The following is a 17,481-nucleotide window of genomic DNA, read 5'->3' as shown; positions in this document are numbered from 1 at the left end:
TGGCTGGTTAATTCCTTGAGCTCGCCTTGGGTCCACGCAAAGTTCGGGACCCGAGCGCGTCAGATGTGGATCACGCGGTCATAGGCGTCCATGACGCTCTCGTGCATGGTTTCGGACAGGGTCGGGTGCGGGAAGACGGCGTGGATCAGGTCTTCTTCCGTGGTCTCCAGGTTCATGGCGATCACGAAGCCCTGGATCAGCTCGGTCACTTCCGCGCCGACCAGGTGGGCGCCGAGCAGCTGGCCGGTCTTCTTGTCGAAAATCGTCTTCACCAAGCCGTCGGGCTCGCCGAGCGCGATCGCCTTGCCGTTGCCGATGAACGGGAAGCGGCCGACGCGAATGTCGTAGCCCTGCTCCTTCGCCTTGGCCTCGGTGAGCCCCACGGAGGCGATCTGCGGGTTGCAATAGGTGCAGCCCGGGATCTTCGCCTTGTCAATGGCATGGGCATGCAGGCCCTTGATGGTCTCGACGCAGATGACGCCCTCGTGCTCGGCCTTGTGGGCCAGCATCGGGGGGCCGGCCACGTCGCCGATGGCGTAGATGCCGGGCACGTTGGTGCGCCCGAGACCGTCCGTGACCACGACGCCCCGTTCGATCTTCACTCCGAGCTTCTCGAGACCGAGATTCTCGATGTTGCCGACCACGCCGACCGCCGAGATCATCCGCTCGGCGGTGATCGTCTGCGTGCCGCCCTTGCCGTCGTCGATGGTGGCCGTGATCGAGTTCGCGCCCTTCTCGACCTTCGTGACCTTGGCGCCGGAGAAGATCTTCATGCCCTGCTTCTCGAAGCGCTTGCGGGCGAGCGCGGCGATCTCCGCATCCTCCACCGGCAGGATCTGCGGCATGACCTCGACCACGGTCACGTCCACGCCCATGGTGCGGTAGAAGGAGGCGAACTCGATGCCGATGGCGCCCGAGCCCATGACGATGAGCGACTTCGGCATGGAAGGCGGCACCATGGCCTCGAAATAGGTCCAGATCAGCTTGCCGTCCGGTTCGATGCCCGGCAGCGCCCTGGGCCGTGCGCCGGTCGCCACGATGATGTTCTTGGCCTGGTAGGTGCCGGGCTCCAGCACGCCCTTCGGCACCGGGTTCTGCGGCTGCATGGCGGGCTTCTTCGGCGCGGTCACGACGACCTCGCCGACCTTTGAGATCGTCGCCTCGCCCCAGATCACGTCGACCTTGTTCTTCTTCAGCAGCATGCCGACGCCGCCGTTCAGGCGCCCGGAGACGCCCCGCGACCGGTTGACGATGGCGGCCGCATCGAAGCCGATGCCCTGAGCCGAGAGGCCGTAATCCTTGGCGTGCTCCATGTAATGGTAGATCTCGGCCGAACGCAGGAGCGCCTTGGTCGGGATGCAGCCCCAGTTGAGGCAGATGCCGCCGAGATGCTCGCGCTCGACGACCGCGGTCTTGAACCCGAGCTGGGCCGCGCGGATCGCCGCCACATAGCCCCCCGGCCCGCCGCCGATGACGATGATGTCGTACTGGTTTGCCATAGTGCTAGTTCCCCTGCGCGTATTGCGCGATGCCGTGACCGAAGGACCAGTTTTCCTTTTCGACTTCGATCAGGTTGATGAACACATCCTCGGGGCGAAGGCCGGGCTCCGCGCCCAGTTTCTCGACGATGCGCTTGAAAAGAGCCTTCTTCTGATCGACGGTCCGCGTGTTGCTGACGGTGAGCTGGATGATGACGAGATCGTCGCTCCGCTCGATGTCGAGATAGCTCGCCCCGTAGAAGAAATTGTCGCCCTCGTGCTCGCTGACGGTGACGAAGAGATCGTCCTCGGGGACGTTAAAGGTCTCACGAAGGGCGCGATAGACCCCGTCCGCCAGCGCCTTGCGATAGGCGGGCGACTTGCCGTTTCGGAGCGAAATGCGGATGAGCGGCATGGAGCTTCCCTATCGCCGACAGAGAATGGCCGGGACGAGCCCGGCCATGACGCCTTCTAGACCAGCATGCCCATCGGGCTCTCGATGAGCTGCTTGAACGCCGCCAGCAGCTCCGCTCCGAGCGCCCCGTCGACCACCCGGTGGTCGCAGGACAGCGTTACGGTCATGGCCTGCACGACCGCCGGTGCGCCGTTCTTCACCACCACACGCTGCTCGCCGGCGCCGACCGCGAGGATCGTCCCGTGGGGCGGGTTGATGACGGCCTGGAAGTCCTTGATGCCGTACATGCCGAGGTTCGACACTGCCGTCGAGCCGCCGGTGTATTCCTCCGGCTTCAGGCGGCGGTTGCGGGCCCGGCCCGCCATGTCCTTGACCTCGGCCGAGATGGCCGTGAGGGTCTTCTGCTCGGCCCTGCGCACGACCGGGGTGAACAGGCCGCCCTCGATCGCGACCGCCACGCCCACGTCCGAGTGCTTCATCTTCAGGATACGGTCCTCGGCCCAGACCGCATTGGCAGCCGGCACGCGCTGGAGCGCGATGGCGAGCGCCTTGATGACGAAGTCATTGACCGAGAGCTTGTAGGCGGGCTTGCCGTCCTTGTCCTTCCCGGCCGCGTTGTTGATCTGCTCGCGCAGGGCCATGAGCGCGTCGAGCTCGCAGTCGAGCGCCAGGTAGAAATGCGGCACCGTCTGCTTCGACTCGACGAGGCGCTTGGCGATGGTCTTGCGCATGCCGTCGAGCGGCACCTCCTCGTAGGTGCCCGCCTCGAACATGGCCTTGACCTGGTCGGCGCCCATGCTCGACGCGAGCTGCGGGGCCGCCGGCTTGGCCGCCGGCGCGGGCGCGGCGGCCGCAGCCGCCGGGGCGGCGGCAGGCTTCGCGCCTCCGCCCTGAAGCGCCGCGCGAACGTCCTTCTCGACGATGCGGCCATGCGGGCCCGAACCCCGGACCGAGGCGAGGTCGACACCGGCTTCCTTCGCGATGCGCTTGGCCAGCGGCGAGGCGAAGACGCGATTGCCGCCAGCCTGCTGCCCTGCCCCATCGGCCTTTGCAGCCTGCGCGGGACCGGTCGGCGCCTGGTCGACCCGGGCATAGGACATGTGAGCCGAGGCGTCGCCGGGAATGGCATTGGCCTGCGGCTGAGGCGCCGCCGCGGGAGCGGCCGGAGCCGGTGCGGCTTCCGCCTTGGGCGCGGGTGCCGGAGCGGAACCGCCCGTAGACGGAGCCGTGACGCTCTTCGGGTCCTCGCCCTCGCCGGCGATCAGGGCAATGAGCTGGTTGACCGGAACATCGGCCGTGCCTTCCGGAACGACGATCTTGGCGAGAATGCCTTCATCGACGGCTTCCACCTCCATGGTGGCCTTGTCGGTTTCGATCTCGGCGATGACATCGCCGGACTTCACCGTGTCGCCTTCCTTCTTCAGCCACTTGGCAAGGTTGCCCTTTTCCATGGTGGGAGACAGGGCGGGCATCAGGATATTGATGGGCATGGCGTTGATGGATCCTGATCTGGAAAGGTTTAATTGATCGCCTGCGTCGAGCCCGGATCGCTCGGATCGTCGAGCTCGGCCTGGATGCCAGCCGTGATCTCGGCGAGAGCCTCCTCCTCGGAGAACTCGGTTTCCATGGCGTAGACGCGCGCGGCGTGACGGGCGAGGTCCACCAGGAGAACGCCCCAGGTGAACGGATCGTCGAAGGCGCGGCGCAGCGCGATGCTCACCGCCCCGTCGACCACCGAAGCCCTCAGGATCTCGACACCCCCCTTTTCGAGGGCATCGGGCGGAACGTTGAGGGCTTCGAATTTCCGTTCGGTCATTTCATCACCTGTAGCAAACGGCCTTCGCCGCCTGCACCACTTCGGCCACCGACGGGAGCGCGAGCTTCTCGAGGTTGGCCGCGTAGGGCATGGGCACGTCCTTGCCGGTGACGCGGATCACGGGGGCGTCGAGATAGTCGAACGCATTTTCCATGATGCGCATGGCGATCTCGGCGCCGACGCCCGATTGCGGATAGCCCTCTTCCACCGTGACGCAGCGGCCGGTCTTCATGACCGATGCGACGATCGTATCGGTGTCCATCGGGCGGATCGTGCGCAGGTCGATGACCTCCGCCTCGATCCCTTCCTTGGCCAGTTCGTCGGCCGCCTTCAGCGCGTAGGTCATGCCGATGGAGAAGGACACGATGGTGACGTCCTTGCCCTGGCGGTGGATGCGCGCCTTGCCGATCGGAACCGTAAAGTCGTCAAGCTTCGGCACCGGAAAGGACTGGCCGTAAAGAATCTCGTTCTCCAGGAAGACCACCGGGTTCGGATCGCGGATGGCACTCTTGAGGAGACCCTTCGCATCCGAAGCCGAGTAAGGCGCCACGACCTTGAGGCCCGGAACCTGAGAATACCAGGCCGCGAAGTCCTGGCTGTGCTGGGCGGCCACGCGGGCGGCGGCCCCGTTGGGTCCGCGGAACACGATCGGTGCACCGAGCTGGCCGCCGGACATGTAGAGGGTCTTGGCGGCCGAGTTGATGATCTGGTCGATCGCCTGCATGGCGAAGTTGAAGGTCATGAACTCGACGACCGGGCGCAGGCCCGTGAAGGCGGCGCCGACCCCCACGCCGGCAAAGCCGTGTTCGGTGATCGGCGTGTCGATCACCCGCTTGGCGCCGAATTCCTGCAGGAGTCCCTGCGTGACCTTGTAGGCGCCCTGGTACTCGGCCACCTCTTCGCCCATGACGAACACTGTGTCGTCCTTGCGCATCTCCTCCGCCATGGCGTCGCGAAGCGCCTCGCGGACCGTCATGGAGACCATCTCGGTCCCTTCCGGGATCTCCGCCATGGCGTCGTGCGCCGTGCGGGTCTGGATCACGTAAGGAGCGGCCGGCTCTGCAACCGGTTTAGCGTCCGTACCCGGGATCGAGTCCGGCGATGGCCGGTCGGCCATGCCTTCGCGTTCCATGTCGGGCGTCGGTGCGGGCTGGGCTTCCGTGGCCGGACCGGCGGGGGCCTTCGCCGACGACGCGGCGGCGGACACATCCTCACCCTCGCCGGCCAGGATCGCGATGGGAGTGTTCACGGCCACATTGTCCGTGCCGTCGGAGATGAGGATCTTGGCGAGGACTCCCTCGTCGATCGCCTCGACCTCCATGGTGGCCTTGTCGGTCTCGATCTCGGCCAGCACGTCGCCGGGCTTGACCTGATCGCCTTCCTTTTTCAGCCATTTGGCCAATTTGCCCTGCTCCATGGTGGGCGAGAGGGCAGGCATGAGAATATCGATCGCCATTAAAAGACTCGTTTTGATTGTCGCAGCGGCGAGATTCGGGGGGAAGCGACGCCAACGCGCCGCTTAGAGAAGGATGTCCGTGTAGAGCTCGGATGGATCCGGCTCCGGATCGTGCGTGGCGAACTCGGCCGCCTCGTTGACGATCTCGCGCACCTTGCTGTCGATGGCCTTGAGCTCGTCTTCCGACAGCTTCCAGCTCTCCAGCAGACGACGACGGACCTGCTCGATCGGATCGTATTCCTCGCGCATGCGGGTCACCTCGTCCTTCGTGCGGTACTTCGCAGGATCGGACATGGAATGACCGCGATAGCGGTAGGTCTGCATCTCGAGGATGTACGGTCCCTTGCCCGTCCGGGCATGCTCGATGGCGCGCTGGCCGGCGGCGTAGACCGCACGGACATCCATGCCGTCCACCTGCTCTCCGGGGATGCCGAACGACAGGCCGCGCTTGGAGAAGTCCGTCTGGGCGGACGCACGCGTCACCGCCGTGCCCATCGCGTAGCGGTTGTTCTCGATCACGTAGACCACCGGCAGCTTCCAGAGCGCCGCCATGTTGAAGCTTTCGTAGACCTGGCCCTGGTTGGCCGCGCCGTCGCCGAAATAGGTCAGGCAGACATTGCCGTTCTCGCGATAATGGTTCGCGAACGCAATGCCGGTGCCGAGCGACACCTGAGCGCCCACGATGCCGTGACCGCCGTAAAAATGCTTCTCCTTGGAGAACATGTGCATGGAGCCGCCCTTGCCCTTCGACAGGCCGCCGCGACGGCCCGTCAGCTCGGCCATGACGCCCTTCGCGTCCATGCCGCAGGCGAGCATGTGACCGTGATCGCGGTAGCCCGTGATCACCTGGTCGCCGTCCGTCGTGGCCATCTGCATGCCGACGACGACGGCCTCCTGGCCGATATAGAGGTGGCAGAAGCCGCCGATCAGTCCCATGCCGTACATCTGGCCGGACTTTTCCTCGAAGCGGCGGATGAGCAGCATATCGTTATAAGCTGACAGATCCTGGCTCTTCTCGAATTGTGGGGAGTTGGGGGTCGCTCCGCTCTTGGAGCCTTTGCTGGGGGTAGTCTTGTTAGCCGCGCCTGCACCGGCACGGCCCGCCTTGCGGGCAGCAACAGCCATCGGGTCCTCCGAAGGGTTTCCTCGACGAAAGTTGTAGCGCAGTCGGAATCGGAAATCGAGTAGGGCAAAAGTTGTTTTGCGGTGCACAATGAAGTGTGCAAAAGCCTGAAATATCTATGCTATTTTCGATCAACTCGATTTCAGTTAAGCAGAACTTTTAAGTTATTGTTAATTATGGTCCGGTGATGATCACCAGGTCGTTCTTGTGCACGCGTCCAAGCATGACGCGCGCCCTCTCCTCGAGCAGATCGCGGTCGATCTGATCGCTCCGAAGCAGGGCAATGCGGCGCTCCCACTCGGAGCGCTGGGTCTTTAAACCATCGAGCTCCGCGGAAAGTTCGGCCACCTGCGCCTCATACTTTTGTTGCGCCTCGATCCCGCGTGCGCCGCTATGCGCGTGATGGACGAAATAGGCCGCCACCCCGGCCGAGATGCTGTAGAGCACCAGCGGAATCAGAAATCGTCGTGCGCGTCTGCGGATCACCATGGAGGTGAGTCATACACCGGCATGGTTAAGGAGGTGTTGAACATGCACAAGCCATGCCTTCCGGAGCGCGGGTCGCCACGCTGTCCGGAACGCGGGCCACACCACGCGGGTGTAAAACGATATCACGAAACAGCGAGAAGGCCGTCCCTGCTCGAATGCAGCACGGACGGGGCGATCAGATCACGAGAAAATCGCTTGCGGAAACCTTGAGTGGGTGCCCGGTCAGCATGGCGAACTGGATGGCCTGCTTTGCCCCCGTGCCATCCTTGTCGTAGAGCAGCGCGCCGGTATTCTTGTTGTAGATGATCCGGTCGCTCGCATCGTGGGCGACCGATCCCACATGGAAAGCCCCCTTCGCAAGGGCTCCTTTCTTGATCGTGCTGAAGATCGACTTCGCCAGATGGATGGTGTCGTCCTTGAACGAGAAGTCGACGATGGTGTCCAAATTGCTCTTCTTGTTGACGGAATTGGTTTTGCCGAGCATGGAATCGAAAACGAAGATGTCGCGGTCCCGCCCCCCGGTCAGGATGTCGTTCCCGAGGCCGCCGTTGAGCGTGTCGTTGCCGAAGCCGCCACTGAGCCGATCCTTGCTCGCGCCGGCGATGATCTTGTCACTTCCAGCCGTCCCATCGGTCACCTCCGGAGAAATGTCGAGAACGGCGATTGTGAAGGTCTGATCCGTGAAATGGCCGGCCTTGTCCGTTGCTCGGACTGAAACCGTGTGCGTCTTCGACTGCTCGAAATCGAGTTTGATCCCATTGGCGACCACCAGCTTGGTGCCGGACGCGTCGAGGGTGAAGCGCCCGCCGGCATCGTCGGTCAGGCTGTAGGTAACGGAATCGCCCGGATTGGGATCAACGGCCGACAATACGCCGACCTGCTCGCCGCCCGCGGCAAGCTCCGCGATAGACTTTCCGCTCAGGTTCACTTGGCCGGGCGCTTCCGGGATGTCCCGCACGTCGATCGTAAAGGCTTGGTCCCTGAAGTGACCGGCCTTGTCCGTGGCGCGCACCACAATGGTGTGCATTTTCGTCTGCTCGAAGTCGATCTTCGAGCCGTCGGCAACGACGACCTTCGTGCCAGCGGCATCGAGCTTGAAACGTCCTCCGGCATCGTCGCTCAGGCTGTAGGTGAAGGTGTCGTCGGGATTGGCGTCGACGGCCGACAGGGTGCCGACCAGTTCCCCGCTTGCGGTATGCTCGGCGACGGAAGACCCGGTCAGGTTGACCTGTGATGGCTTCTCGTCCGGGAGAACCGACACGGTGGATCGCGTCGTGTTGCCGGTGCTGTCTTCCAGCGTGATGGAGATTTCGCGCGTCTCGACGGTCTGGCCGACGCTTGTGTAGGTCAGGGAGCGGACAAGTTCCTGGATCAGGGCAGGCGTGGCTCTGAAGTTCAATGAGATCCCGAGATGAGATCCAGTCTCGTCACTGATGAAACCGATCTGCGTGCCGTTGACGGAAATGGCGGAGGAGGAATCCCGACCGACCGTGCCGGTCGTGTCGATCCCCAGTCGATCCAACGCATCGGAACCGTCGACTACATCGACCCTCAGGGACGCGATGAACGCGCTGTCATCGGAAAGAACGACATTTCGTCCGTAATCCAAGAAGGTAGGTATCTGCGGCACGGCATAGAGACGGTCGCCATTCAGTCCGGAGATTTGCGGCGCTTCGTCAATATCCGTGCCCGTGCTGTCCTGAACGAACTTGAAGCCCTGCCCGTGCAATTGCTCCCGCTCGTCTTCAGTGAAGCTCCCTCCGGTCAGAACAACCCTGAGGCCAGTGGAATAGCCGTAGGACTTGAGGGCCAAATCCTTGTCGTCAAATGTCAGGATGCTGCCAGCAGCCGAGGCGAACCCGATTGACTCAATGTTGGTGATGGTCTTGCCGGAAAAGTCGACGGAGCCGCCGGTGATGATGAGGCTGTCATCCTCTGCGTTCGGATCGGAACCTGTCCCACCATCGATTGCCGTGATACCGGACACTTGCTGTGCCGTCAGCACGATGAAGTCGTCGCCGGTTCGGCCCACGATGGCTTCGATGTTCTTCAGTTCGGCGAACAATCTGAAATCGAAATCGCCTCCAACGCCGACGAGCTGCAAAGTATCGTTGCCATCGTCACCGTCCAGAGTGTCTCCCTCATCGAGGGCGTACGCCGAGACCGCGAACGTATCATTGGCCGATGTGCCCGTTCTGGTCTCGACCCCTTCATCCAGAAACACCACTGAAGCGGGCGCCACGCGCACTGTCGTGTCGGCGAAATAGGTGTCGTTCTCGGACAAGGCGGAGATCGAGATGGTTCGCTCGAAGATTGCCGAGGGATCTGCTGAGTTGGTGTAGGTCAGAGTGTGGATAAGCTCCTCGACGGGGGTCGTGGCAACCCCCACCTCGAAATCGACGATCATGCCGAAGGAATCCAGCGCCGAGACCGTGCCGATAACCGTTCCGTCGTACAGGATTTGAACGCCCACTTCGAGAGCCCCTGACAACGTGATGTGGCCGCGGCCCGTGTCGATCCCAAGCTCGTCGGTCGGTTCGCCGGCCCAACCGAGATCAACGAAGAGAGAGATCAACGGTTCGGCGGCCGCGATCGCGGCATCACCGTCCTTGTCGATAAATACGGGTTGCTGGACGATGGTCTGGACGGCGTCTCCGTTGAGATTGGCAATCGGCAAGGCCGCGAAAGGCTGGTGGACGGCTGATGACATGGGTTTCCCTCGCAATTGGTTTTGGCCCCTGCGACAGTTCGTTTGGGGCGGGTATGCTTCCAAGTCTCCATACCATGACGCAATGATATGTTAAAATATATCATAAAACGTTTGCCATCCACTGGCTGAAGAAAGCAAAAAGGGGGCTCAAGAGCCCCCTCGTCCGGTCGGACAAAAATTGGATCTTTGGTCGGCGGACCGGGCTACCGCAAAGCCTTGAGCGCCGCCCGACCCGCATAGCGCGCCTGTGGGCCGAGCTCCTCCTCGATGCGGATGAGCTGGTTGTACTTGGCGGTCCGGTCGGAGCGGGCGAGCGATCCGGTCTTGATCTGCCCGCAATTGGTCGCGACGGCGAGGTCCGCGATGGTGGAATCCTCGGTTTCGCCGGAGCGGTGGGACATGACCGCCGTGTAGCCGGCCCGGTGGGCCATGTCGACGGCGGCGAGCGTCTCGGTCAGCGAGCCGATCTGGTTCACCTTCACCAGGAGCGAATTCGCCACACCCCGCTCGAGGCCTTCGGAGAGACGCGTCACGTTGGTGACAAACAGGTCGTCGCCGACGAGCTGGCACTTGGACCCGATCAGGTCGGTTACGGCCTTCCAGCCCTCCCAATCGTCTTCGGACATCCCATCCTCGATGGTCGCAATCGGATAGGCGGACACGAGCTTCGCCAAGTATTCGGCCTGCTGCTGCGGGTTCAGCTTCTGGCCGGTGCCTTCGTAATGGTAGGCACCATCCTTGAAGAACTCGGTGGCCGCGCAGTCGAGGCCGAGGACGATGTCCTGGCCCGGCTTGTAGCCGGCCTGCTCGACGGACTTCATGATGAAGTCGAGGGCGGCCTCCGCGGACGGGAGGTTCGGGGCGAAACCGCCCTCGTCGCCCACATTGGTGTTGTGGCCGGCGTCCTTCAGGGCCTTCTTCAGGGTGTGGAACACCTCGGATCCCATGCGCACGGCTTCCGCCAGGGTCGGGGCGCCGACCGGCATGATCATGAATTCCTGGAAGTCAATCGGGTTGTCGGCATGCGCCCCGCCGTTGATGATGTTCATCATCGGAACCGGCAGGACGCGGGCCTGCGTGCCGCCCACATAGCGGTAGAGCGGCAGGGCAGACGCGTCGGCCGCCGCCTTGGCCACGGCCAGCGACACGCCCAGGATGGCATTGGCGCCGAGGCGGGCCTTGTTCGGCGTGCCGTCGAGCTCGATCATGGTCTCGTCGATAGCGACCTGCTCCTCGGCGTCCATGCCGCCGATGGCGTCCAGGATCTCGTTGTTGACCGCGTCGACGGCCTTGAGCACGCCCTTGCCGAGATAGACGGCCTTGTCGCCGTCGCGAAGCTCGACCGCCTCGTGAGCACCCGTGGAGGCGCCGGAGGGCACTGCGGCACGGCCCATGGAGCCGTCTTCGAGGGTCACATCCACCTCGACCGTGGGATTGCCCCGGCTGTCGAGGATCTGGCGGGCGAAAACGTCGATAATGGCGGTCATTGGGCGGGCTCCTGCGGGCTGAAGTGCGGCCGGCGCGGCCCGTCCGACGGGTGCGGCCTCAAGTCATGAATTGGCTTATTGACCGAAATGCCCATGTGAGCAAGGACGGCAAGAGCTTTCCCCTTATCAATCCAAGGTCAATTCCCGATGACGGAAACCACTCTCCAGCTCGGTCAGTCGAGCGCTCAGCCCCAATCTCCCGAGGAGGCTCAGCTCGACCGGGTGCCCAACCCGCATCCCGACACCGACTATCTCGCCCGCTTTACCGTGCCTGAATTCACCTCTCTGTGCCCGGTCACGGGCCAGCCGGATTTCGCCATTCTGGTGATCGACTACGCGCCCGGCCCCTGGCTGGTCGAATCCAAGTCGCTCAAGCTCTACATGCACAGCTTCCGCAACCACGGCGCCTTCCATGAGGATTGCACGGTGGCGATCGGCAAGCGCCTCGCCGATCTGTTGGAGCCCCGCTACCTGCGGATCGGCGGCTATTGGTATCCCCGCGGGGGCATTCCCATCGATGTGTTCTGGCAGACCGGCGAGCTGCCGAAGAACCTCTGGCTGCCCGACCAGGGCGTGGCGCCCTACCGGGCCCGCTGAGCGGCGGGTCTGGTCAGGAGGACCGAAGCGGCCACGCCGACCCCGACGATGATCAGGGCGGCGATACCGGTCGCTCCGGTCAACCCGATGTTGCGCAGGCCGAACCCCATCAGGACGACGCCGAGCGCCTGACCGCAGAAGAACGAGAAGGCGTGGAGCGCGACCGCCGAGGCCCGCGCTCCCGGGGCCACTTCCGTGACCTGAGCCTGGAACGTGTTGTGGAGCATGTAGAAGCCGAGGCCCATCAGCAGCAGACCGACGGCATCGAGCTTCCAGTCGCCGCCGAGCCCCAGGACGACCAGGGCGGCCCCGGCGAAGAAGCCTCCACCGAGAAGGATCCTGCCGATCCCGAGCCGCCTCAGCATCCAGCTCACGAGCGCGGAATAGATCAGGCCGCCGACCGCAAACCCGCCGATGGCGAAACCGGCCTCCGCCGCCCCGCCCCCGCCCCGCTCCTCGAGCAGCGGCGCCACGTAGGGAAAGATCCCGAAAATCGCGATGGCCTCGACGAAGACGAGGCTGAAGAGGGTGAGCGCCCGCGGGTTCGACAGGATGTCCCGGTAGCGCAGGAGAGCGCTCTTGAGATCGAATTGCCCGCCCGGCAACGCGCCCCGGAAACCGATCACGGTGGCGGCGAAGGCCAGGGCCACCAGGCCGGTCGACAGGGTGAACACGCCGCGCCAGCCGATCAGCTCCGCCAAGAGCCCGGCGAAGGAAGAGCCGGCCAGCTGCCCGATGATCACGGCGACCAGGTAGCGACTCAGGGCGACCTGGCGCTTGGCCATCTCGACCCGGTCGCCGATCAGCGCGATGGAGAGCGGCACCGCCCCGCCGGCCGCCGCGCCGGCCACGATGCGCAGCGTGAAGAGCGTCGCCGCATTGGGGGCGAAGACAGAGCAGGCCAGGGCCAGGAAGAGGAGCGCCAGCGCCACCTTCATGACGCGCTCCTTGCCGAGGGCGTCGCCGATCGGGCCGAGGACCGGCTGGATGAAGGCGTAAGGCAGCGCGAAGGCGGCTGACAGGAGCGCGATCGTCTGCGGGGCGGAGTTCAGGTCCCGGGCGATGATCCCGACCATCGGTTCGACGGCGCGGCCGGAGAAGGTGCTCGCGAAGCCGCTGGTGGCGAGGATCAGGATCAGGTTGCGGGAGGACATGGGATCCCAATGATGAAGGCCGTGAACGGAGCTCACGCTCCATATCACGGCCTCATCGCAGCACGAGGATCAGGAATGCAGACCTGACCTCCTGAAAAGTCATGGAAACGTCAGGCCGCCCTGCCCTTGGCCAGGGAATCGAAGGCCTTCAGCTGGGCCAGCAAGCCTTCCAGTTCCTTCAGCGGCACCATGTTCGGTCCGTCCGACGGAGCGTTGTCCGGATCGTGATGGGTTTCGATGAAGACGCCGGCTACGCCGACTGCCACGGCCGCCCGGGCGAGCACCGGCACGTATTCCCGCTGGCCGCCCGAAGTCGTGCCCTTGCCGCCCGGCTGCTGCACCGAGTGAGTGGCATCGAAGATCACCGGTGCGCCCGTCTCGGCCATGATCGGCAGGGAGCGCATGTCCGACACCAGGGTGTTGTAGCCGAAGGAGGCGCCGCGCTCGGTCAGCATCACGTTGGGGTTTCCGGCCCCCGCCACCTTGGCGGCGACGTTCGCCATGTCCCAGGGTGCCAGGAACTGGCCCTTCTTCACATTGACGACGCGCCCGGTCTTGGCCGCCGCGACCAGGAGATCGGTCTGGCGGCAGAGGAACGCGGGGATCTGGAGGATGTCGACCACCTCGCCCACCGGGGCGCATTGGTCGTTCTCGTGCACGTCGGTGATCACCGGCAGGCCGTATGTCTCCTTCACCTCGGCGAAGATCGACAGGGCCTTGTCGAGGCCGATGCCGCGCGCGCTGGAGCTCGAGGTCCGGTTGGCCTTGTCGAAGGACGACTTGTAGACCAGGCCCAGACCCAGCCTTCCGGCGATCTCCTTGAGCGCGGCCGCCATTTCGAGCGCATGATCGCGGCTCTCCATGGCGCAGGGGCCGGCGATGATGCTGAGGGGCAGGTGGTTGCCGAAGCGGACGGAGCCGGCCTCGACGACGGCAGGTTGGTGTTTCTGATCGGTCATGCGCCGTCTCTAGCCTTTCTGGACCGGCAAGCAAAGCGGTGATGCGCAGGCCCTGCCTTTGCGGATTGCGGCGGCCGAGCCCTCGGCAGCCGAACCATGGCCGTTTCGGGTTTGAGGAAGCAAAGCAACCTTTAACCAAAAATCAGCATGACCATAGCGTTAATCCAAAGGTCGATTTACTTTAGGTCAATTCCAAAACAGGATGCTATCTGCCTGGAAGAATAAGATAATTTGCCTGCAGGCGATCCTGAACCTGTACCAACCCATTGACTTGGCAGCGCGTGGGGGGCGCTCTGATGTCCGAAAACAGCAAAATGCAAGAACTGGTCGCTCTCAGAACCGCGCTGGGGTTCACGCAGAGCAGAATGGCGCATGAGATCGAACTGAACCTGCGCGACTACCAGTCGTTCGAATGGGGCGAGAACGAGATCCCGGATTTGTATCTCAGGGCGATCGAGCGAATCGCCATGCTGTATGCCGTCCGGCACAAGAATCCGATGCTGGTGCCCCCCGCCATGCGCGCGGAGGCCCTGCAGTTTGCCCGCATGGTCGAGGCCAGCCTCTGACGGCGTCTTGAGGAGAAACCCTCGACGGTCCCGTCCGGGGCGAACCTCTTTCAGAAGGTCATGGCCGCCGCATTGATGATGCCGGCCGCGAGCGAAGCGGCGCCGAGGAACAGGGCCGCGGCCATCTCGCCGCCGGCGATGCGCTGCGACAGGTTCGGCATCACGATCCGGACGAGCCAGTAAACGATGATCTGGACCGCAAGGGCGACGAGGCCCCAGACGAGGCAGTCGATGATCGTCTGAGCGTGCACGATGGCGCTCGCAAGAGGAAGCGCGAAGCCGACGAGGCTGAAGCCGAGGGCCGTCGCGGCCGAGATCACGTTCTCGCGAATGAGCGCGAACTCGTTGTGCATGGTCGCGAGCGTATAAATCGCGAGATAAAGGCCGACCAGGGCGACGGCAAGGACGAAGAAGATCAGGAAGTCGGGCAGGCCCGCCAGAGATGAAGCCACGGTCAATCCCCCATACGATTCATTATTTCAGTCAGTACAGGGGATATGGTTAATATTACGTTGGTTCGAACGCGATCGCGACCCCGAACGCCGTGCTGGCCGGCACGATGAGCCTGCTGCCGATATGCTGATAGGGGATATCGGCCGAGTCGAGCCAGGTCGCCTGCCGATGGATGTCCTCGACGCGCACGGCGAAGGCCACGAAGGACGGCTGATCGAGTTCCGCCTCCACCGAGCCATAGATCTCGGCCGCGTCATCGGGCGTCATCACGTCGACGCGATCCTCCGCGAGGGAAAACGAGAGGTCGTCGCCATCGGTGCTCGAGGGCTGAGCCCCGGTGAAGGCCGTCAAGAAACCGCGGCACCGCTCCGGATCCGGCGCCGCCAGGGTCACCGAGGCGATCCGGGAGGCCTTGTTGTCGTGGCGCTGGAATTCCGGATTCCAGAAATTCTCCGGATAGTGCTGCTGGCAGACGAAGAAACCGGCTTTAGACGCGCCTTCAGCGGCGGCAAAGGCCAGGGTGAACCCGACCTTCGTCTCGCTGCCGTCAGGACGCCGTCCGCTGCGCTCGAAATGGAACGGTTCGAACGATCCGATGCCGCTCCGGGCGAACAGGGCGGCATCCGCCTTCGCGTCCTGGCTGTCGAGGACGAGCATCGCAAGACCTTCACGGTCCCTGAGATAGTCCTGGACGAAAGCTCCGAAGCTGAAGGCGCTCGCCCGATGAGGCGCGATGGCGGCCCCCTCGCCTATCGCGATCAGCTCGATGAAGGAGTTCGACAACTGGACGATGCGGTTCTCGGTGCCCCAGGGGTGCCTGTTGCGGGCGCCGACCTGGAACCCGAGACGCTGGTAGAAGCTCCCGGCCCGGTCGAGATCGCGGACGGCAATGACGAGATGGTCGATCCGGCGTGACATCGAGCTCTTTCCTGTAACGAGAGCATACACCTAGCGCGCCATGCCCGGTTTGGCGAACGCCCCACGGGAAGCCGGCCCTCCGAGCAATGATGGGCTCGGCGGCTTTACGACCGTCATCGCCAGCCTTGTGCCGGCGATGACGGGGTGGCGGCGGTTAAACCAGGCGGCTCTGCTCCACGGCCGCATGGATGAAGCTCTTGAAGAGCGGATGCGGCTCGAACGGGCGCGATTTCAGTTCAGGATGGTACTGGACGCCGATGAACCAGGGATGGTCCTCGTATTCCACGATCTCGGGCAGCACGCCGTCCGGCGAGACGCCGGAGAACCGCAGGCCCTTCCCTTCGAGCCGGTCGCGGTAGGTCATGTTGACCTCATAGCGGTGCCGGTGACGCTCTGAGATCTCCGTGCCGCCATAGATCTCTGCCACCTTGCTCCCGGGCTTGAGCGCAGCCTGATACGCCCCGAGGCGCATGGTCCCTCCGAGATCGCCCCCGGTGGCCCGCTTCTCGAGCTCGTTGCCGCGCAGCCACTCGGTCATGAGGCCGACCACGGGTTCGGAGGTCGGTCCGAATTCCGTCGAACTGGCGTCCTGGATTCCGGCGAGCGAGCGCGCCGCCTCGATCACGGCCATCTGCATCCCGAAGCAGATGCCGAAATACGGCACCTTGCGCTCACGGGCGAAGCGGGCCGCACGGATCTTTCCTTCGGCGCCGCGCTGGCCGAAGCCGCCGGGAACCATGATGCCGTGAATGCCTTCCAGGAACGGAGCCGGATCCTCGTGCTCGAAGATCTCGCTCTCGATCCATTCCAGGTTCACCTTCACCTGGTTGGCGATGCCGCCGTGATGAAGGGCCTCGATCAGCGACTTATAGGCATCCTTGAGGCCGGTATACTTGCCGACCACGGCGATCGTCACCTCGCCTTCCGGATTGTGGACGCGCCCGGAAATTTTGGTCCAGCGCGAAAGATCGGGCGTCTTCGCGCCGTCGAGCCCGAAGGCCGCCAGAACCTCGCTGTCGAGCCCCGCCTCGTGATAGGCGAGCGGGACGTCGTAGATCGAACGGGCGTCGCGCGCTTCGATCACGGCGGTCTCGCGCACGTTGCAGAACAGGGCGAGCTTGCGGCGCTCGTCTTTGGGGATCTCGCGATCGGTGCGGCAGAGCAGGATGTCCGGCTGGATGCCGATGGAGCGCAGTTCCGCGACCGAATGCTGGGTCGGCTTCGTCTTCAGCTCGCCGGCCGACGGGATGAACGGCAGCAGGGTCAGGTGGACGTAGATCGCCTGCCCTCGGTCGAGGTCGTTGCCGAGCTGACGGATCGCCTCGAAAAACGGCAGTCCCTCGATATCGCCGACCGTGCCGCCGATTTCCACGAGAACGAAGTCGAAGCCCTCATTGCCCGTGAGCACGAAGTCCTTGATGGCGTTCGTGACGTGGGGAATCACCTGGATGGTCGCGCCGAGATAGTCGCCGCGGCGTTCCTTGGTGATGATGTCGAGATAGATGCGCCCAGTGGTGATGTTGTCGGCCTTGGTGGCCGGAACGCCGGTGAAGCGCTCGTAGTGCCCGAGATCCAGATCGGTTTCAGCGCCGTCGTCGGTCACGAAGACCTCGCCGTGCTGGTAGGGACTCATCGTCCCCGGATCGACGTTGAGATATGGGTCGAGCTTGCGAAGCCGAACCTTGTAACCGCGTGCTTGGAGAAGCGCTCCCAGAGCCGCCGAAGCCAGACCCTTGCCGAGCGAAGACACCACGCCGCCGGTGATGAATACGTACCGCGTCATGGACCCCTATCCATAAACATCGGGCACCGATTCGCAATCGCGAACCCGACAACCCGAAACCCATCCACAAAAAGAGA

Annotated in this window: 16 protein-coding genes; 2 read left to right on the top strand and 14 right to left on the bottom strand. The window is 63.9% G+C overall.

Annotated elements, in window-relative coordinates; genetic code table 11:
• Positions 1 to 59 precede the first annotated feature (59 nt).
• From lpdA to eno, 9 genes are all read right to left on the bottom strand, one after another.
• The gene (gene lpdA, locus HPT29_RS12990; protein WP_173950540.1) at positions 60 to 1,499 is read right to left on the bottom strand and encodes a dihydrolipoyl dehydrogenase; all 1,440 of its coding nucleotides are present in this window, start codon (positions 1,497 to 1,499) and stop codon (positions 60 to 62) included.
• 4 nt (positions 1,500 to 1,503) lie between these two features.
• Positions 1,504 to 1,893, bottom strand: a complete 390-nt coding sequence (locus tag HPT29_RS12985) for a tautomerase family protein (protein ID WP_173950539.1) — start codon at positions 1,891 to 1,893, stop codon at positions 1,504 to 1,506.
• A 56-nt stretch (positions 1,894 to 1,949) separates the two neighbouring features.
• Complete coding sequence (locus tag HPT29_RS12980) at positions 1,950 to 3,383, bottom strand: pyruvate dehydrogenase complex dihydrolipoamide acetyltransferase (protein WP_173950538.1); 1,434 nt, start codon at positions 3,381 to 3,383, stop codon at positions 1,950 to 1,952.
• A 29-nt stretch (positions 3,384 to 3,412) separates the two neighbouring features.
• A complete protein-coding gene (locus HPT29_RS12975) occupies positions 3,413 to 3,709 on the bottom strand; it encodes a DUF5076 domain-containing protein (protein WP_009491179.1) in 297 nt (98 codons plus the stop codon).
• Between the two features lie 4 nt (positions 3,710 to 3,713).
• Positions 3,714 to 5,165, bottom strand: a complete 1,452-nt coding sequence (locus tag HPT29_RS12970) for a pyruvate dehydrogenase complex E1 component subunit beta (protein ID WP_173950537.1) — start codon at positions 5,163 to 5,165, stop codon at positions 3,714 to 3,716.
• A 63-nt stretch (positions 5,166 to 5,228) separates the two neighbouring features.
• The gene (gene pdhA, locus HPT29_RS12965) at positions 5,229 to 6,290 is read right to left on the bottom strand and encodes a pyruvate dehydrogenase (acetyl-transferring) E1 component subunit alpha (RefSeq protein ID WP_173950536.1); all 1,062 of its coding nucleotides are present in this window, start codon (positions 6,288 to 6,290) and stop codon (positions 5,229 to 5,231) included.
• Between the two features lie 172 nt (positions 6,291 to 6,462).
• On the bottom strand, positions 6,463 to 6,777 hold the full coding sequence (locus HPT29_RS12960; protein WP_173950535.1) for an FtsB family cell division protein: 315 nt from the start codon (positions 6,775 to 6,777) through the stop codon (positions 6,463 to 6,465).
• Positions 6,778 to 6,952: 175 nt separating this feature from the next.
• Positions 6,953 to 9,487: a cadherin domain-containing protein gene (locus tag HPT29_RS12955; protein WP_173950534.1), complete on the bottom strand. Its 2,535-nt coding sequence runs from the start codon at positions 9,485 to 9,487 to the stop codon at positions 6,953 to 6,955.
• A 203-nt stretch (positions 9,488 to 9,690) separates the two neighbouring features.
• Positions 9,691 to 10,974 (bottom strand): phosphopyruvate hydratase, encoded by a 1,284-nt coding sequence (gene eno / locus HPT29_RS12950; RefSeq protein WP_173950533.1) that lies wholly within the window; start codon positions 10,972 to 10,974, stop codon positions 9,691 to 9,693.
• A gap of 147 nt (positions 10,975 to 11,121) precedes the next feature.
• Here eno and queF point away from each other — a divergent pair, with 147 nt between their 5' ends.
• Positions 11,122 to 11,571 (top strand): preQ(1) synthase, encoded by a 450-nt coding sequence (gene queF / locus HPT29_RS12945; protein WP_173950532.1) that lies wholly within the window; start codon positions 11,122 to 11,124, stop codon positions 11,569 to 11,571.
• On the opposite strand, the gene HPT29_RS12940 is transcribed toward queF, so the two are convergent.
• Positions 11,556 to 12,725 carry an MFS transporter gene (locus HPT29_RS12940; protein ID WP_173950568.1) on the bottom strand — a complete coding sequence of 390 codons (1,170 nt, stop codon included), beginning with the start codon at positions 12,723 to 12,725 and terminating at the stop codon, positions 11,556 to 11,558. The two genes, queF and HPT29_RS12940, sit on opposite strands and share 16 nt — an antisense overlap.
• A 110-nt stretch (positions 12,726 to 12,835) precedes the next feature.
• The gene (gene kdsA / locus HPT29_RS12935) at positions 12,836 to 13,684 is read right to left on the bottom strand and encodes a 3-deoxy-8-phosphooctulonate synthase (RefSeq protein ID WP_173950531.1); all 849 of its coding nucleotides are present in this window, start codon (positions 13,682 to 13,684) and stop codon (positions 12,836 to 12,838) included.
• 296 nt (positions 13,685 to 13,980) lie between these two features.
• On the opposite strand from kdsA, the gene HPT29_RS12930 reads away from it, so the two are divergent.
• Positions 13,981 to 14,250 carry a transcriptional regulator gene (locus tag HPT29_RS12930; protein ID WP_173950530.1) on the top strand — a complete coding sequence of 90 codons (270 nt, stop codon included), beginning with the start codon at positions 13,981 to 13,983 and terminating at the stop codon, positions 14,248 to 14,250.
• A 50-nt stretch (positions 14,251 to 14,300) separates the two neighbouring features.
• Here the strand turns inward: HPT29_RS12930 and HPT29_RS12925 are convergent, their stop codons facing one another.
• The 3 genes from HPT29_RS12925 to pyrG all read right to left on the bottom strand — a co-directional run bounded on the left by HPT29_RS12925 (position 14,301) and on the right by pyrG (position 17,404).
• The gene (locus HPT29_RS12925) at positions 14,301 to 14,702 is read right to left on the bottom strand and encodes a DUF350 domain-containing protein (RefSeq protein WP_173950529.1); all 402 of its coding nucleotides are present in this window, start codon (positions 14,700 to 14,702) and stop codon (positions 14,301 to 14,303) included.
• A 55-nt stretch (positions 14,703 to 14,757) separates the two neighbouring features.
• Positions 14,758 to 15,621 carry a VOC family protein gene (locus HPT29_RS12920; RefSeq protein ID WP_173950528.1) on the bottom strand — a complete coding sequence of 288 codons (864 nt, stop codon included), beginning with the start codon at positions 15,619 to 15,621 and terminating at the stop codon, positions 14,758 to 14,760.
• A gap of 154 nt (positions 15,622 to 15,775) precedes the next feature.
• The gene (gene pyrG / locus HPT29_RS12915) at positions 15,776 to 17,404 is read right to left on the bottom strand and encodes a CTP synthase (protein ID WP_173950527.1); all 1,629 of its coding nucleotides are present in this window, start codon (positions 17,402 to 17,404) and stop codon (positions 15,776 to 15,778) included.
• Between the last annotated feature and the right edge of the window lie 77 nt (positions 17,405 to 17,481).

This window comes from Microvirga terrae, assembly GCF_013307435.2.
GTDB classification, from domain to species: Bacteria; Pseudomonadota; Alphaproteobacteria; order Rhizobiales; family Beijerinckiaceae; genus Microvirga; species Microvirga terrae.
The sequence above is the reverse complement of the archived record's forward strand: the minus strand, read 5'-3'. Positions and strand labels throughout refer to the sequence as shown.

What these genes read in the sequence shown, in the direction of transcription:
- lpdA (WP_173950540.1), bottom strand. Translation starts at nt 1,499, where the DNA reads ATGGCAAACCAGTACGACATCATCGTCATCGGCGGCGGGCCGGGGGGC.
- HPT29_RS12920 (WP_173950528.1), bottom strand. Translation starts at nt 15,621, where the DNA reads ATGTCACGCCGGATCGACCATCTCGTCATTGCCGTCCGCGATCTCGAC.
- pdhA (WP_173950536.1), bottom strand. Translation starts at nt 6,290, where the DNA reads ATGGCTGTTGCTGCCCGCAAGGCGGGCCGTGCCGGTGCAGGCGCGGCT.
- HPT29_RS12930 (WP_173950530.1), top strand. Translation starts at nt 13,981, where the DNA reads ATGTCCGAAAACAGCAAAATGCAAGAACTGGTCGCTCTCAGAACCGCG.
- queF (WP_173950532.1), top strand. Translation starts at nt 11,122, where the DNA reads ATGACGGAAACCACTCTCCAGCTCGGTCAGTCGAGCGCTCAGCCCCAA.
- HPT29_RS12960 (WP_173950535.1), bottom strand. Translation starts at nt 6,777, where the DNA reads ATGGTGATCCGCAGACGCGCACGACGATTTCTGATTCCGCTGGTGCTC.
- HPT29_RS12985 (WP_173950539.1), bottom strand. Translation starts at nt 1,893, where the DNA reads ATGCCGCTCATCCGCATTTCGCTCCGAAACGGCAAGTCGCCCGCCTAT.
- HPT29_RS12955 (WP_173950534.1), bottom strand. Translation starts at nt 9,487, where the DNA reads ATGTCATCAGCCGTCCACCAGCCTTTCGCGGCCTTGCCGATTGCCAAT.
- HPT29_RS12940 (WP_173950568.1), bottom strand. Translation starts at nt 12,725, where the DNA reads ATGTCCTCCCGCAACCTGATCCTGATCCTCGCCACCAGCGGCTTCGCG.
- HPT29_RS12970 (WP_173950537.1), bottom strand. Translation starts at nt 5,165, where the DNA reads ATGGCGATCGATATTCTCATGCCTGCCCTCTCGCCCACCATGGAGCAG.
- HPT29_RS12975 (WP_009491179.1), bottom strand. Translation starts at nt 3,709, where the DNA reads ATGACCGAACGGAAATTCGAAGCCCTCAACGTTCCGCCCGATGCCCTC.
- pyrG (WP_173950527.1), bottom strand. Translation starts at nt 17,404, where the DNA reads ATGACGCGGTACGTATTCATCACCGGCGGCGTGGTGTCTTCGCTCGGC.
- eno (WP_173950533.1), bottom strand. Translation starts at nt 10,974, where the DNA reads ATGACCGCCATTATCGACGTTTTCGCCCGCCAGATCCTCGACAGCCGG.
- kdsA (WP_173950531.1), bottom strand. Translation starts at nt 13,684, where the DNA reads ATGACCGATCAGAAACACCAACCTGCCGTCGTCGAGGCCGGCTCCGTC.
- HPT29_RS12980 (WP_173950538.1), bottom strand. Translation starts at nt 3,383, where the DNA reads ATGCCCATCAATATCCTGATGCCCGCCCTGTCTCCCACCATGGAAAAG.